Genomic DNA, 15,007 nt, shown 5'->3' with positions numbered 1-15,007 from the left:
TATAATACAAGTACATAAAATAGATTTTAAATAACAATGCTAAAGCTTATTTTTCTGGGGTGGGTTGCAGGAATTGCAACCATGGGGCATATATTTGATCCAATATCGCCTGTCACACTCGGTATCGCGATCGGTCTATATTTCCTATTTTTACTCATCTATCTACGTGTGGCCCAACAGTTCAACTCTTCGAAATTGTTAGGCGGCTTATTGGGCATCTTTTCGGTGTGTTTGTCGTTTAGCTGTGGCGTCTATTACGCCGATCAGGCACTCACCACGCGGCTTGAGCATCGTGTCACGACCTCTTCAGTCGACTCATACATCATCTACATCAACCGTATGGGGGAGCAGTCTCAAAACGGAATCAGACAGCCTGCACAGATTCTCAATGAAAATGATGCTTCCATTCACTGGATACTTTCCATAGATGAAACAGTTATCCCTGCTGATACCATGGCGCATAGTTTAGCTGTTGGGCAGTATTATCGTGCCGTGATTCAGCGTCAACCTGTGCATGGTTACGCTATACAAGGTGCATTCGATGTAGAAAAATGGTTCGTACAACAAAACTGGCAAGGGCGTGGCAAAGTTGTACAACTCGAAATGCTTTCAAGTGAACAGGCGCTACGTGAAGGATATTATGATCATGTGAAACAGCAACAATCTTGGACTCGAAAATTTTTGCTTGCTGCCGAGCACTTAAGATTAAAATTTAGAGGCTATTTTCTTGCCTCTTCCTTACAACATCAAAGCTTACTTCTGGCCTTACTCACGGGCGATCGAAGTCTTCTTGATCCTGAGCTTGAGCAGCAGTTTCAACGCTTTGGTATTTCACATTTGCTGGCGATATCTGGGCCGCATGTGCTTATTTTTGCAGCGCTGATGACATGGTGTATTATCCAATTGATCAATCGATACTACGCCGCAATTTATTTGGTGATTCCACGCCAGCGACTGATGCTGATTCCATTTTTATTATGCGTACTCCTGTATTGCGCGTTGGTGGGGTTTGAAATTCCTGCTCTAAGAACGCTGCTGACCGTAACCATAGTGAGTATTTTCATACTTTTAAAACGTCCTGTACATGCCAGTTTCTTGTTGCTGTTCAGTGCTTCTGTTCTATTATTTATCGATCCGTTTAGCATACTCTCGGCAGCATTCTGGCTATCTTATGGGGCCTGTTTTATTCTGATTCGTATTTATCAGGAAATTGTACAGGAGCAAAAGACTGGTCAATCTTGGCGTATTCGAATCGGATATGCTGCGCAGCTTCTCATCAAGACACAATGGAAAATCTTTCTCGCACTGTTACCCCTGACCTTATTGCTCTTTAAACAGTTTTCTTGGATGACTCCATTTGCCAATATCATTGCCATTCCAGTTCTGGGTGCCATCGTGGTGCCTTTAGATGTTATCGCTGCATGCTTCTGGCTCATCCTTCCTGCATTTGGACATTTGATTTTTCAACTCAATGATGGGGTATTACAGGCTGTTTTGGGTCTGTTTAATATGATGGATCATATCTTTGCACCGGAGTTACAATATTTTGCACTTCGTCCTTGGATGATCATCAGCATTTCATTTGGCATTTTAATTTTATTTTTGCCTAAAGGCACAGTGCCTAAATGCTGGTCAATCATATGCTGTGTGCCTGTTTTTCTACCTGCACAATTAAAATCACCTACCCAATTAGTGGTGTTAGATGTCGGTCAAGGACAGTCTGTGTTCATCCAAGATCAGACACAACGAATACTGCTCGATACTGGCGGCAATCACGACGAGCAAAAGTTTAGTGTAGGTAGGCAGGTGGTGGTGCCATTTTTGAAGGCACAGGGCGTAAAGCAGCTAGACCGAATTATACTGTCACATTTAGATCAAGATCATAGCGGGGCATTACCCGCGATTCTGGATGCAATATCGGTTACGCAGATTCAAGCCAATGAACCAATGCCTAAACTTCAATCTACTTTTGAGCTGTGCTATGCCGGACAGCGTTTTGAGACACCTGAAACCATTATACAAGTTTTATCACCAGCGCTTCAGGAGACCGGACGTGCTGATACGAATCGAAATGAATCGTCATGTGTTATGCATATCGAGTTTAAAAACAATCAACCCATACGACATTTTTTAATTATGGGAGATGCAGGTTGGGAAACCGAGTTTAAATTACTTCAACATTATCCGGATCTGCGCGTAGATGTTTTGGTTTTGGGGCATCACGGGAGTCGTCATAGTTCAGCCTATGATTTTTTACAGCATTATCGGCCTCAATATGCGATTGCATCGGCAGGTGCAACCAATCGTTATGGACATCCTAGTGTTGAAGTTCAGGCACGACTGGCAGCGTTACAAATTCCTTTACTCAGCACAGCCAAAGCAGGCAGTATTTCTTTTAGTTTTGATCAAGCGAATGAGCAGCCACGTTTTTATCGCCATCAATACCGCTGGTTAACACAATAGCCTTTTCGCGCTGATTGGCGTCACGTACCTGTTGCACTTTTTCGAGTGCTTCCTCTTCGCTTAAGGTGTAAAGATTGTCGAGTTCAGGGTTGGCTTTAAAGCGTTTATAACTCCAATGGTAATGATCTGGATACTTTTGAATTAAAGATTCAATTGCTCGATGGATCACCGCTGTGCCATCGCGATCTGTGCCTTCATAGATTTTTGTATCCATAGGTTCGATATACATATCAAACCCGTGATTTTCATTACGAATGGCGTATAGAAACAAGGCTTTGGCTTTGGTTTTCTGGATAAGCTTGGCACTTAAATTACTCGATGCCAAAGGGATACCAAAATACTCAACCAACTCGCCGCCCACGTTAGGCGTATGATCGGGCAAAATCACGGTAGTTCCGCCTTGTTTTAAGGCTTTAAAAATTTGACGAACACCACTTTCGTCAGTTGGAACCAGATTGGCTTGTTCGCGGCTACGTGCTTCGCGTACAAAGCGATCGGCATCTTCATTCTTGACTGGTTTATATAGAATGGTCATGTCGGTAAATTGAGCGCACCATGCGTTCATAATTTCCCATGTACCAAAATGTGGCACGATCAAAACCAGTCCCTTTTTTTCGGCGACCGCTTGGTGAAAGTATTCTGCACCTTGAATGCTATGAATTCGAGAAATATTTTTTTCGTTGGAAGATCCCCAAATACTAAAGAATTCCATATAAGACATCAGTTCATTTCGAATTGCGTTACGAATGATGTCATGACGCTGCTCGTCATTGAGATACGGCAAGGTAATTTTTAGGTTGAGTTGTATGGTCTTAGATGTTTTTGTAAGTTTCAAACCATTTACAAGGCTAGCAAGCATCCGTGCGAATAGACGAGAAAGCTGGATAGGCTGTCTGCTAATAAAATTAAGTAAGCGATACATTAAGCTACGTGAATCGGAAGTCGTCATTATAAAAGTGCTTAAAAACAAAAACGGAGGCTTGTCGGATAAAAATATTATAAGTTAAATCATAACGATTAAACAGTTTTTCCCGATTCAGTGTATATAATGGCAGTATTTTCAACTTTTTGGGTTATTTTTTATGTCTGATTGGCCGCCTAAACCACAAAATGAAGTGCAAAATAGCAACAATAAAACTGGTCAAGAATGGCAGATTTTAGAAAAAGCTGTTTTGGCCTCTGTCGAAGAGCAGCGTCGTAGTCGTCGTTGGGGGATCTTCTTTAAAACGCTTACTTTTTTATATGTACTGTTCGTGCTGGTTTTGCTGGGCCGTGGTTGTTCTGTCAGTGATGGGGCGAGCGGTACGTCAAGTAGTAGCCCACATTTGGCTGTGGTCAATATTATTGGAACCATCGATTCAAGCAGTAAATCGGTCAATAGTGAAGATACCAACAAAGCACTTACCCGAGCGTTTGAAGCTAAATCAAGTAAGGCCGTGGTCCTCAATATCAATTCGCCGGGTGGTTCGCCAGTTCAGTCAGATGAAATCTGGCAAGAAATCCGTTATTTGAAAAAACAGCACCCAGATAAAAAGGTTTATGCCGTAATTGGTGATATGGGGGCTTCAGGCGCCTACTATATTGCTTCTGCTGCAGATGAAATTATTGTCAACCCTTCGAGTCTGGTGGGGTCAATTGGTGTGATTATGCCAAACTATGGCATTACCGGTCTGGCGCAAAAATTGGGTATTGAAGACCGTACACTCACATCCGGCGATAACAAAGATATTTTAAGCATGACCAAACCGGTTAATCCTGCACAACGTGCACATGTGCAATCGGTTTTAGATAACGTTCATGCACATTTTATCAATGCGGTTAAAGAGGGGCGGGGCAATCGCTTAAAATCGAATGATCCAGCCGTATTTTCGGGCTTGTTCTGGTCGGGTGAGCAAGCGGTCAAATTGGGTGTGGCTGACCGGACAGGTAATTTACAAACCTTGATGCGTGAGTTAAAAGTAGACAATAAAGTAGATTACACCATTGAGCGCAATCCATTTGAAACAATTCTAGGTCGAATGGGTTCAGAATTTGGTCAAGGTGTCGCTGCATCGTTGAGCCAGCACCTGCAAACGGAACAGCAGGCGAAACTCCAATAAATCTCGAGGATCACTTGAACAAGCCTTTAATTCATTTTGCCCATGCTAACGGTATACCTTCGAAGGTATACCAAAAACTGTTCGATCTATTGAGCGATCGTTACGACATTATTTATGTGCCGATGATTGGTCCAGATAAGCGCTATCCTGTCACCAATCACTGGTCACATCTGGTCGATCAAGTGATTGACAGCATTGTGCGTCAGGCAAATGGACGAAAAGTGATTGGTCTAGGACATTCCTTAGGTTCAGTTTTAACCATGATGGCCAGTTACAAGCGTCCTGAGCTTTTTTCGCAAGTGATCATGCTCGACCCGCCTTTAATTTTGGGTGCTTATTCTTTTGCCTTTCATTTGGCAAAAGTCTTTAGCCCAAAAACGGTTGATCGGATGACGCCCGCTGGGTTGTCTGTCCACCGACGTGACCATTGGCCGTCACGAGAAGATGCTGCTTCACGCTTGCGTCCTAAAGGATTTTATCGAGATTTTGATCCAGACTGCTTTCAAGCCTATCTGGATTACGCCTTGACAGAAGATCCTGTTCGAGGTGGCGTGACCTTAAGTATTCCAAAAGCGGATGAAGTGGCGATTTTCAGAACTAATCCTTCATGGTGGTGGCTGACGCTTAATCGTAAACCATCCGTGCCGATTCAGTTGGTGGTGGGTGAGCAAAGTAACTTTTTTAAACGACGCTTGCCGCACAAAGCCAAGAAAAGTTTAGGTATTCCGTTTACCACATTGCGTGGTGGTCATATGTTCCCTCTGGAGCATCCTGAAGAGACCGTTGCTCACATTAAAACATTGATTTCCAAGAACTAAGAAATCTAGACACATAAAACCTAGTCATAAAAAACGCATCCGTGGATGCGTTTTTTGATTTATAAATCACAAAACTGAATAGGTTTATTCAGTGGTATGCCTTTATACAAAATCTGACCATTTTCAAGATGTTTGAGTGTACCGTTACAAATCCACTCCACAGCTTGTGGATAAATTTTATGCTCAATGCTATGCACACGATGTGCCAAACTTTCAGGTGTTTGATGATGACCGACGGGTATCACTCCCTGTAAGAGCGCTGGCCCTGCGTCCAGCTCTGGGGTCACATAATGGACAGTACATCCATGATACACATCACCGGTATTTAATACGCGTTGATGGGTATGCATCCCTTTGTACAAAGGCAACAAGGAAGGATGAATATTGATCATCTTTCCGTGCCAGTTTCGTACAAATTTTTCGCTCAAGATCCGCATGAAGCCTGCCAAGACCACCAAATCGATCTCCCACTCGGTAAGCTGTTGATGCAATGCTGCATCGAAGAGTTCCCGAGTAGGGTACGCTTTATGTTCAATCACTTTGGTTTGAATATTGGCATCTGCCGCACGTTTTAGTGCATATGCATCTGCTTTGTTGGAAATGACACCGACTATTTCACCTGAAAGATTTGCATCAATCAGAGCTTGTAAGTTACTGCCATTTCCTGAAACGAGTACCGCAATTTTTATCATGCAAAGATCACACGAATTTTTTCGTCTGCGCCTTCAACGGATGCTGGATTATCTTGGATATGACCAATTTTCCATGCTTTTTCACCTTGTGCGTTTAACACATCGATGGTCTTTTGTGCGTCCGCCGCATCAACCGCAATCACCATGCCTACGCCACAGTTGAAGGTACGATACATTTCAAACTGCTCAACACCGCCTTCACGCTGCAAAAGTTTGAACAATTCTGGCCATTCCCATGATGCTTCATCAATCACAGCTTGTGCACCATTTGGTAAAACACGCGGTAAGTTACCCGGTAAACCGCCGCCAGTAATATGCGCCATAGCATGTACATCGACTTGCTTGCATAATTCAAGAACAGGCTTAACGTAAATACGCGTAGGTTCCATTGCAACATCTGCAAGTGAACGTCCATCGATTTGTTGATTTAAATCAACATTTTTAACATCTAAAATTTTGCGGAGCAGGGAGTAACCGTTAGAGTGTGCACCACTTGATGCTACTCCGATTAAAACGTCACCCGCTTTGACTTTTGAGCCATCAATGATTTTACTGTGTTCAACCACACCCACGGCAAATCCGGCAAGATCGTAATCTTCACCTTCATACATACCCGGCATTTCTGCTGTTTCACCACCAACGAGTGCACAACCAGCAAGCTCACAACCTTTACCAATTCCAGTCACAACGTCGGCTGCAACGTCTACATTTAAATGACCTGTTGCATAGTAATCAAGGAAAAATAGAGGTTCAGCGCCACACACCAAAAGGTCGTTTACACACATGGCAACCAAATCTTGGCCAATAGTGTCATGACGATTAAGATTGAGTGCCAAGCGTAGCTTTGTACCTACACCATCTGTACCTGAAACCAGTACTGGCTCTTCATAGCCTTTTGGAATTTTGCATAGTGCGCCGAAGCCACCAAGACCGCCCATTACTTCAGGACGAGTGGTGCGTTTAGCTACCGACTTGATTCGGTCGACTAATGCGTCGCCCGCTTCGATGTCGACACCCGCATCTTTATAGCTTAAACCAGTGTTAGGGGTAGAAGTTGAGTTGCTCATAGTGAAGTCTCCGCATTGGCGGCAGATTATAACCTGAATATACGAAACTCTTATGGTATTTATGATCGAAAATGCTATCTTTACTGAATTATTTTTGCATCTATAACGAATACATTAAAAAAAGGCTAGAATTTATGCAAGATCGTATGCTTAGACGCGTGTTCATCTTGGCAGGTATAGCACTTTTATTGTGGCTCCTGTACTTACTTAAACCTGTCGTATTGCCTTTTATTGGCGCTTTTTTAATCGCTTATTTGTTTAGTCCATTGGTTGATAAACTTTGCAAGCTGCATCTGCCTCGTTGGCTCTCGATTAGTATTGTGTTTGTCGGCATTGGAGTATTACTTACTTGGGCGATGTGGTATGTGGTGCCGTTAGTTTGGCGTCAGCTCATTTATGCACGAGACAGTATTCCTTCGGGAATTCATTGGATTAATGCCACCTTCTTACCGTGGCTTTCGCACAACTTTAATGTTGAGCGGATGGAAATTGATACCGATCAGATTTCGACTGTGGTTATGGAGTACATTCAGACCAACTACAGCGCAGACAGTATTCAAAGCATGGCGCTACGTTTGGCACAATCTGGTTTGAGTTTTATTCAGGTGGGCGGCACCATTGTATTGATCCCGATCATTTCGTTTTATTTCTTGCTCGATTGGGAACGAATGCTGAATAGTTTGCGTCGATTAATTCCTCGTCCATATGAACACAGCACGTTAAAAATTGTGCGTGAGTGTCACAGTGTTTTAGGTGCTTTTGTCAAAGGTCAGTTTTTGGTCATGCTACTTTTGGGGATTGTCTATGCTGTTGGCTTACAACTTATCGGTTTAGAGGTCGGTCTGATTATCGGAATGGTGGCCGGACTGGCGAGTATCATTCCGTATTTAGGTTTTGCAGTCGGAATTATTGCGGCCGTGATTGCGACCCTCTTTCAGTTTGGCGTCGACTGGATGCAACTGGCGCTTGTGGGTGTGGTCTTTATGATTGGGCAAGCTGTCGAAGGTTATATTCTTCAGCCGTTCTTGTTAGGTGATAAAATTGGCCTATCACCTGTTGCAGTGGTGTTTGCCGTATTGGCTGGTGCACAGTTAGCTGGTTTTCTAGGCATGTTGATTGCTTTGCCTGTGGCAGCAGTCATTGTGGTTCTGCTCAGGCACATTCGCGAAGCCTATGAACATACTGCTTTATATGGTGGATCAGCAGTGGTCGTTTCTACTGGAGACAGCGAGCGTATCAGTGTAGAAACTGAATCGGTTGATCTTGATATTGAGGTCAAAAAGCCGCAAGATACTGATACATCGATTGATGTTGATCGGAAGTAACACGAAGGTCTATTGGATTTATGCGTCAACTACAGTTGGATATAGAACCTCAGCTCGATGCCCGCATTAGCGATTTTTCCGGGCCGGGATGGGGACATGTGGTTGACGCCGTACGCCAGTTACATGCCGGATTAATGAACCGCTTTTATATTTATGGAGGGGCGGGTTCCGGTAAAAGCCATTTACTCTCGGCTATCTGTGATTCCTACCTCGAAATTGGAAAGTCGGCCATTAAAGTCTCTTTGTTAGAGCTTTTAGATGCGCCTATTGAAGCCATCACCTCGCTTGAACGATACGATCTTGTGGCATTAGATGATATCGAATCGATCAGTGGTGTTCCGCATTGGCAAAAAGCTGTGTTTCACTTAATTAATTACAATAACGAAGTGGGCGGACAATTGGTGTTTTCTTCACGTGTTGCCCCGATTGAACTACGTCTGGAATTACCGGATTTACAATCGCGTCTTACGCAGGCAGTCAGTGTAAAATTACCCAATGGTAGTTTGTATGCCGATCGGCAGGCACTCATAGTATCGACCATGACGCGTCGTGGTTTGCAATTTGATCCGCAAATTTTAGACTATTTGCTTTTGCACGGGCCTCATCAAGCGTCATTACTCTTGCAAACCATTGCCCAGCTTGAAAAATTATTAAAAGGCGAAAAGACAAAATTATCCAATGCGACCTTGCGTCAGATTTACGCATTGATAGATGAATATCGACACTAAAATTAGATCTTGAGTAATTACTCTAGCTGTGACAAAGTAGGCAAAGAATTCAAAGTTGTTGGGATAGAGCAACTTTAAAAAAATAATGAAAAATGGAATGTTAAGGAGAATAATATGCTCAAGCAGGGCTTAGGCATTGGCTTGTTGTGTATTGCGGGGCATGCGTACTGTGACAGTATTATAGTAAACACCACAGCGGATGAAGTGAAAGATGACCAATTGTGCTCGCTACGTGAAGCTGTGGAGTACATTAATAGAGGGTCGCCTGAATCAGGCTACAATGGATGCGGGGGCAAAGACAGCAACCCGGTTATTTTGCTTGAAAAAAGTAAAACCTATGAATTAAAAAGCAAAATTGAAATTAAAAAAGCATTGCAAATTAAAACCACTTACGACACGACTATTACCAATCAGCTAGGTTTGAATAATGCCACCATCAAAATGACAGGGGCTGATCAGATTTTTCGAATCCGTGATGATAGTACCCAGAATGAGCAATATAATGTTCAGCTCACAGAAGTGAATCTGGATGGCTGTGCCAAAGATTGTGGTATTGCTCAGGGTGGTTTGATATACAACCAAGAGACACTCGTTTTAAGTTATGTGACGCTTAAAAATGGATATGCGAATTTGGGTGGCGCAATTTATAACGCACAAGCATCAACTACAGATAAATCCAGTGGATCAGTCACCATTATCAATAGTTTGATGCAAAATAATACTGCCAGCCAAGGCGCCGTGATTTACAGTGATCTTCCCCGATTCGTGATGACTCAATCGGTTGTGCGAGACAACACTACAACGACTACAACGACACCGACATTATTTTTTAGCGCAGCAAAGTTTAGCGATGATCTTACAGCGGGTTTTTTTAGTTCGGGGTTATATGGTGTAAAAAATTCGACAATCCTTAAAAACACGGGCTATCTCATCAATTTACGTGATGGCCAGAGTTTGAATAATAACACATTGGTACGCAACTCTTTAGGTATCTATTTCGATGCGCCGCTTGGCAATGCCTATTTAGCCAATAGTATTGTGGTTGAAAACGGGATTGTTCAAAACGAAGTATTACAAACTGCCAAGAACTGTACCTTTACAAGCTCTGACAAAAGCTTGATTCAAAATAATCTGGTGAATTCTGACTGTAGATCGGGTTCAAGTAATGCACCCAATATTAATCTCGGTGCTGTAAAACTATTTGCAGGCTCGAGTGTAGAAGGAAAATGTACACTCGCACCGGCTGAAGGATTACTGTGTCCGTTTGCTACACCGAGTATGACCTTTTTAGGTTTTTTTAGACCGCGCTTATTGCTTAGCTACAACAGTTTAGATGACTCTTTGATTGTGAATCGTGGTCGTATTAGTGGCACGGGTGCATGTGAATCAGTCGATCAGCGTGGTAAATCTCGTAGTAGTAATCAATCATGTGACTTGGGTGCCATTGAACTCGTCATCGACACCTCATCAATCGCTACTGTGGGAAGTGATATATTATATGGTGAACAGGCAAAATTTTCGATTGCAGAACAACTCACAGATGGGGAATTAGTTCCGGCGAGTGCGTGCGAGGCTATTTTAGGAAAACGTACAGACGGTAAAGCATGGCAAGTCGGTTGTTTGGGCGTTATACAAACCAATACGCCATCTAAGGGAGCGTTAACGCTCGATCAGGATGGAAATGTGGTTTACACACCCAATGGCAACTGGCACGGAACAGATGAATTTAAAATCCGTGTTGTAACCACATTTAGCCGTTTTAGTTCGTCGACCAACAGCAAGTATATCGATATTCCTGTGCGTATTGTACAAAACCCGCCCAACACCTTCGAAGATAAAAAAGTCAGTACAGGTGGTGGTGGTAGTTTCGGCTGGGGAAGCTTGATCGTATTGAGTGGATTGATGATGTGGCGTCGGAAACGTCAGCAGTAAGAAAAGGATGAATCATGCAGAATTATAAAAAAGGAATACTGACATTAATGATTTTATCAGCCATGTCACTCATGGCAGCAGAAGATAAAACCATATACGTGAATACCTTTGAAGATATCGACAGTGACTCAAGTGCCAAATGTTCACTACGCATGGCGCTTAAAGCCGCGGCAGCCAATAAATCCTATGGTGGATGTTCGGCTGGAAATACCGTTGCATCTAGCACCGATACCATCCAGCTTGAAGCGGGAACGTATAATTTGAGTTCCGAGCTGGTACCGACTTCACAGGTGATTATTAAAGGAAAAGAGGCGCTCGATTATACGCAAAAAGATGCCATCACCCAGCAGTATCCTGCACTGACCGCAGTGAAAACTGTGATTTCAGGACAAAATAATGTACGTATTTTAAATACCACCAATGCGAAATCTGCACTCACTTTGAATGATCTCGAGTTACGTCAGGGCCGTAGTTCGGATCGTGGGGGAGCGCTTTATTTAGGCGGATCGACCACGCTCAATCGGGTAAATATCCTCAACTCGAGCGCAGCCAATGGTGGCGCAATTTATCTTGAAAATGGCACCAGTGCCGTGACGATCAGTAATAGTCTTATTCAGGGAAATACAGCATCAACCAATGCAGTACTGGGCATGGCATGCCGTGACTTCGGTGTGCTTAATCCACGCACTCTCACGCTGACCAATAACAGCATTATACAAAATGGCAGTGCATCGAGTGACAGTGTACTGACCTTTTGTGGAACGCCCACAGCAACTTTAACTGCTAACACGATTGCACTCAACACTGCCAATCCGACTTCTGGCAGTATTATAAAATTCAGCAGTGATCAATCAAACTCGCAATCGAGTAATCTTGATGCCAGCTCCAATTTAACCCTTGAAAATAACACGATTGTTAAAAACACAGCATTTAGTACCTTTTTATACGACAAGACTGGTACCAAGAGACTAACCCTGAATGCTTTATTTGCAAATACTGGAAAATCATGCCGTTATGCATACGGTGATGCCAAATCAGAAACTTCGACCGGTTTAAATTTATCTTATAATGCGCTGGTTTTGTCTGCTGCAAAAGAAGGGCAGTGTGATGTCGGTAATGAGGTTTTAGCTACACAGCACAATACCATCGATGTGAGTACCACCAGCTTCTCAAGCCTGTTCGAAGATTTACGTGCAGGTGATAAAAATACCAATTACTTACCTGTATATTTTCCAAGAAATAATCAAAATCAAAGCGATTTGGTTGATGTCGGCTCGACCAGTTGTAATGCCAAAAATGATCAACGTGGTATTCAGCGGATTACCGATGCGACGTTATTGCTGAATCCCGCTGCTGCCAATAGCTGTGATATCGGTTCGATTGAATTGTTAAAACTGACCGCAAGTGATTTAAAAAATCTAACCAATACATCATTGGTCGATTTATTCACAAATACTAATTCAGGTTATGAAACCTTAAGGGATTCCTATAAGAAACTGATTGAAGACAGTGCCACAGATCCGAAGTTTTTACCGTTATATCGCGATGAATTTCAAAAATACAGTGACTTGGTGACCAATACCAAAGCCAATTTAAAGTACCGTGCAATTTACGTCGATCCGTTTGCAAAAAGTTTTGCCAATGAAAACGCCGCGCATGAAATCCAGCCATTAAATCTGGAAAATTATAATGTAAGCGTGCAACGTTTTGGAATTGGTACATTGAATAACTCAAGCAGTACCGCAAGCGTAATCAAATTAAGAGACGACGCAAATTTACAGTGTGAATGGAATCCGACTTTAAAACGGATCATTATTTCACGTAAAGACGATACCATTACACAAGCCGATGAATACAACATTTGCCAATATACATTAACGTCAAAAACGGATTCGAGTAGTCAGTCATCTGGATTGTTATTTGCACAGTTTGTCAATATTAAACCCATTGCAAAAGATGATGAGTACAGTCTGCAATATGGCAGCAGTCAAGAAATTAGCGTTAATCTGTTGAGCAATGACAGTGATGATGGCGATGGGCCAAGTTCAACCTTAACGTCAAATCCAAATAAACCAAAATTTTATCGCAACGATGACGGGGCAGAGCTTGCAGTAAGTTTAATTGATGTCCCATCAGGTATTACCATTGCAGCAGACCGAACAGGTAACTGTCCGGGTGATGATATTGCTAATCTTTGTTATGGCGGTAATCTGCGTATACAGGTAAAAAACAACTTCAGCCCATTTAATTATTCCTTCAAATATGTGATTTACGATGCTGAAGGTCTAAAGTCTGAACAAGCGACAGTCAAACTGGTCAATACCGCAACAACAACCAATGACAGTCGCGGTGGGGGTGGCAGTCTTGGTGTATTCGGCGTAATTGGTCTTATGGGGCTTGCGCTATACAGACGCTTCAAATAGTCAACTTCTAAAAGTAAGAAAGAGGTCAATCGACCTCTTTTTTGTTATATCGCTGTATTATTGCGGGTCGGCGGTCGTCAGATACTTATGAATGTATTCTTCACGAATTTGAGTACGCTCTTCCATACTGGCATTTTGCATACGTTTTCTTAAATCGTTGCGTTCTTGAGTACTCATTTTTTGCCAAGTATCTCGCATTTTTTGTTTTTCTTGCTCTGGAAGCTGAGTGAACCAGTCCATACGCTGCTGCAAATCAATTTTTTTATCTTTTGGTGCCTCTTTCAGCGATTGGTAGCGCTGTATGAGTGCACGTTGTTCGTCATCGGAAAGTGCATCCCAGGTTTCATTGACTTGCGTATTGGCATCTTTGGAAAAAAACCAAAAACGCTCGAATCCTGCAAAGCTGGTTTGCAGAAAGCTTAAAGCACATAGGGCAATGGCGAGTCGTTTAGCTACCATGAGGCACCTTATCTTCGCCAAGTACACTTAGCATTTCAAAATCTTCCACCATTTGCGGCGAAAGTTTTGGTGTCACAATGACTTGATTTTGTGGTTTTTCAGTCAGATCAAACGAGCTTGGTAAAATCACAAAACCTGTGATTGCTGCGGCCAGTGCAAAACCTGACATTTTCCACACGCTATAGTATGACTTTGGTTCTTCTTTGATTTTTTCAAGAACATGGGTCATGACAACAGCTTTGTTTTTATGATGACGTGCGAGTCCATCAAGCTTAGACGTCACACGCTTTGTGAAATCATCTTGATTCATCTGATGAACCTCCCAAAGATGGATTTAAATGAGCTAACGAAGCGCGTAAACCCTGAATAGCGCGATGGTAATGCGTTTTTACGCTTCCCTCTGTGCAATTCATGATCTGAGCAGTGGTTTGAGTATCAAACCCTTCCCAAGCACGCAACATAAACGCCTGTTGTTGTCGAACAGGTAGTTTGCTGATGGCGTCTTGAATCTCTTCAATGGTTACGGCTTGATCCAGAAAGTCAAAAGGATTAGGTGTTGTTTCATCAACAACATCAGTTATTTCGTCGTCGGAATCTAAACTGACTTTTTTAAAAAAAGAAAACGGGTTAGACCTTCGGGCTTCCTTACGCCGCCAGTCCTGTAATTTATTATTCAGTATGGTGTAAAAAAGAGGATACCATTCATCGATACTCTTGTCTGCGTAAGACTTGTGAAGCGAAATAAACGCTTCTTGTACCAGATCCATGGCAATGCCTTGCTGACCTTGAGTGGCACTTTCCATCATGACAAGCGCACGACCGCTCACATCTTGCATAAAAAACTTAAGACGTTGTTCGGCAGTACCTTCATGGGTACTGCGTTCAGTTCGAGACTGTTTGGGCGCTAAATCCATAGAGATGGAAAATCCTGTCATTCGATCCCCATTCTTCCTATCTGGTTACATGTTCTATATAACGCTCAATAAGAAGAATAGGTTGAC

Annotated in this window: 13 protein-coding genes; 7 read left to right on the top strand and 6 right to left on the bottom strand. The window is 42.7% G+C overall.

Annotated elements, in window-relative coordinates; translation table 11 throughout:
- The first annotated feature begins 36 nt into the window (after window positions 1-36).
- Window positions 37-2,463 carry a DNA internalization-related competence protein ComEC/Rec2 gene (locus Aso01_RS01705; RefSeq protein ID WP_051061523.1) on the top strand — a complete coding sequence of 809 codons (2,427 nt, stop codon included), beginning with the start codon at window positions 37-39 and terminating at the stop codon, window positions 2,461-2,463.
- Here Aso01_RS01705 and Aso01_RS01700 read toward each other — a convergent pair.
- Window positions 2,396-3,412, bottom strand: a complete 1,017-nt coding sequence (locus Aso01_RS01700) for a lysophospholipid acyltransferase family protein (RefSeq protein WP_004939417.1) — start codon at window positions 3,410-3,412, stop codon at window positions 2,396-2,398. The two genes, Aso01_RS01705 and Aso01_RS01700, sit on opposite strands and share 68 nt — an antisense overlap.
- 133 nt (window positions 3,413-3,545) lie before the next feature.
- Between Aso01_RS01700 and sppA the strand changes: the two genes are divergently transcribed.
- Both sppA and Aso01_RS01690 read left to right on the top strand, forming a co-directional pair.
- Entirely contained in the window at window positions 3,546-4,562 is a 1,017-nt protein-coding gene (gene sppA / locus Aso01_RS01695) for a signal peptide peptidase SppA (RefSeq protein ID WP_004939415.1), read from the top strand.
- Window positions 4,563-4,576: 14 nt separating this feature from the next.
- Complete coding sequence (locus tag Aso01_RS01690; RefSeq protein ID WP_004939412.1) at window positions 4,577-5,380, top strand: alpha/beta fold hydrolase; 804 nt, start codon at window positions 4,577-4,579, stop codon at window positions 5,378-5,380.
- 59 nt (window positions 5,381-5,439) lie between these two features.
- Here the strand turns inward: Aso01_RS01690 and purN are convergent, their stop codons facing one another.
- Window positions 5,440-6,072, bottom strand: a complete 633-nt coding sequence (purN, locus tag Aso01_RS01685; protein WP_004939410.1) for a phosphoribosylglycinamide formyltransferase — start codon at window positions 6,070-6,072, stop codon at window positions 5,440-5,442.
- Complete coding sequence (gene purM / locus Aso01_RS01680) at window positions 6,069-7,139, bottom strand: phosphoribosylformylglycinamidine cyclo-ligase (protein WP_004939407.1); 1,071 nt, start codon at window positions 7,137-7,139, stop codon at window positions 6,069-6,071. Before purM ends, purN begins: the two co-directional genes overlap by 4 nt.
- Before the next feature lie 134 nt (window positions 7,140-7,273).
- Here purM and cxpE point away from each other — a divergent pair, with 134 nt between their 5' ends.
- From cxpE to Aso01_RS01660, 4 genes are all read left to right on the top strand, one after another.
- Window positions 7,274-8,464, top strand: coding sequence for a chloramphenicol efflux transporter CxpE (cxpE, locus tag Aso01_RS01675; RefSeq protein ID WP_004939400.1), 1,191 nt, complete (start codon window positions 7,274-7,276; stop codon window positions 8,462-8,464).
- A gap of 20 nt (window positions 8,465-8,484) precedes the next feature.
- Entirely contained in the window at window positions 8,485-9,192 is a 708-nt protein-coding gene (gene hda, locus Aso01_RS01670; RefSeq protein WP_004939397.1) for a DnaA regulatory inactivator Hda, read from the top strand.
- Window positions 9,193-9,306: 114 nt separating this feature from the next.
- Entirely contained in the window at window positions 9,307-11,124 is a 1,818-nt protein-coding gene (gene rbtA, locus Aso01_RS01665; RefSeq protein WP_004939394.1) for a rhombotarget A, read from the top strand.
- A 14-nt stretch (window positions 11,125-11,138) separates the two neighbouring features.
- The gene (locus Aso01_RS01660) at window positions 11,139-13,547 is read left to right on the top strand and encodes a CSLREA domain-containing protein (protein WP_004939391.1); all 2,409 of its coding nucleotides are present in this window, start codon (window positions 11,139-11,141) and stop codon (window positions 13,545-13,547) included.
- Window positions 13,548-13,604: 57 nt separating this feature from the next.
- On the opposite strand, the gene Aso01_RS01655 is transcribed toward Aso01_RS01660, so the two are convergent.
- From Aso01_RS01655 to Aso01_RS01645, 3 genes are read right to left on the bottom strand one after another with little or no spacing between them, the layout of a single operon-like run.
- Entirely contained in the window at window positions 13,605-14,006 is a 402-nt protein-coding gene (locus tag Aso01_RS01655; RefSeq protein WP_004939388.1) for a DUF3106 domain-containing protein, read from the bottom strand.
- Window positions 13,996-14,316: a hypothetical protein gene (locus tag Aso01_RS01650; RefSeq protein WP_004939385.1), complete on the bottom strand. Its 321-nt coding sequence runs from the start codon at window positions 14,314-14,316 to the stop codon at window positions 13,996-13,998. The genes Aso01_RS01655 and Aso01_RS01650 overlap by 11 nt, the downstream gene beginning before the upstream one ends.
- Window positions 14,303-14,920 carry an RNA polymerase sigma factor gene (locus Aso01_RS01645; RefSeq protein WP_004939381.1) on the bottom strand — a complete coding sequence of 206 codons (618 nt, stop codon included), beginning with the start codon at window positions 14,918-14,920 and terminating at the stop codon, window positions 14,303-14,305. Before Aso01_RS01645 ends, Aso01_RS01650 begins: the two co-directional genes overlap by 14 nt.
- Window positions 14,921-15,007 lie beyond the last annotated feature (87 nt).

It is taken from the genome of Acinetobacter soli (assembly GCF_000760595.1).
Classification (GTDB): domain Bacteria; phylum Pseudomonadota; class Gammaproteobacteria; order Pseudomonadales; family Moraxellaceae; genus Acinetobacter; species Acinetobacter soli.
The sequence above is the reverse complement of the archived record's forward strand: the minus strand, read 5'-3'. Positions and strand labels throughout refer to the sequence as shown.

Coding starts and splice junctions, on each gene's coding strand:
- Aso01_RS01705 (WP_051061523.1), top strand. CDS start 37: ATGCTAAAGCTTATTTTTCTGGGGTGGGTTGCAGGAATTGCAACCATG.
- Aso01_RS01700 (WP_004939417.1), bottom strand. CDS start 3,412: ATGACGACTTCCGATTCACGTAGCTTAATGTATCGCTTACTTAATTTT.
- sppA (WP_004939415.1), top strand. CDS start 3,546: ATGTCTGATTGGCCGCCTAAACCACAAAATGAAGTGCAAAATAGCAAC.
- purN (WP_004939410.1), bottom strand. CDS start 6,072: ATGATAAAAATTGCGGTACTCGTTTCAGGAAATGGCAGTAACTTACAA.
- purM (WP_004939407.1), bottom strand. CDS start 7,139: ATGAGCAACTCAACTTCTACCCCTAACACTGGTTTAAGCTATAAAGAT.
- cxpE (WP_004939400.1), top strand. CDS start 7,274: ATGCAAGATCGTATGCTTAGACGCGTGTTCATCTTGGCAGGTATAGCA.
- hda (WP_004939397.1), top strand. CDS start 8,485: ATGCGTCAACTACAGTTGGATATAGAACCTCAGCTCGATGCCCGCATT.
- rbtA (WP_004939394.1), top strand. CDS start 9,307: ATGCTCAAGCAGGGCTTAGGCATTGGCTTGTTGTGTATTGCGGGGCAT.
- Aso01_RS01660 (WP_004939391.1), top strand. CDS start 11,139: ATGCAGAATTATAAAAAAGGAATACTGACATTAATGATTTTATCAGCC.
- Aso01_RS01655 (WP_004939388.1), bottom strand. CDS start 14,006: ATGGTAGCTAAACGACTCGCCATTGCCCTATGTGCTTTAAGCTTTCTG.
- Aso01_RS01650 (WP_004939385.1), bottom strand. CDS start 14,316: ATGAATCAAGATGATTTCACAAAGCGTGTGACGTCTAAGCTTGATGGA.
- Aso01_RS01645 (WP_004939381.1), bottom strand. CDS start 14,920: ATGGATTTAGCGCCCAAACAGTCTCGAACTGAACGCAGTACCCATGAA.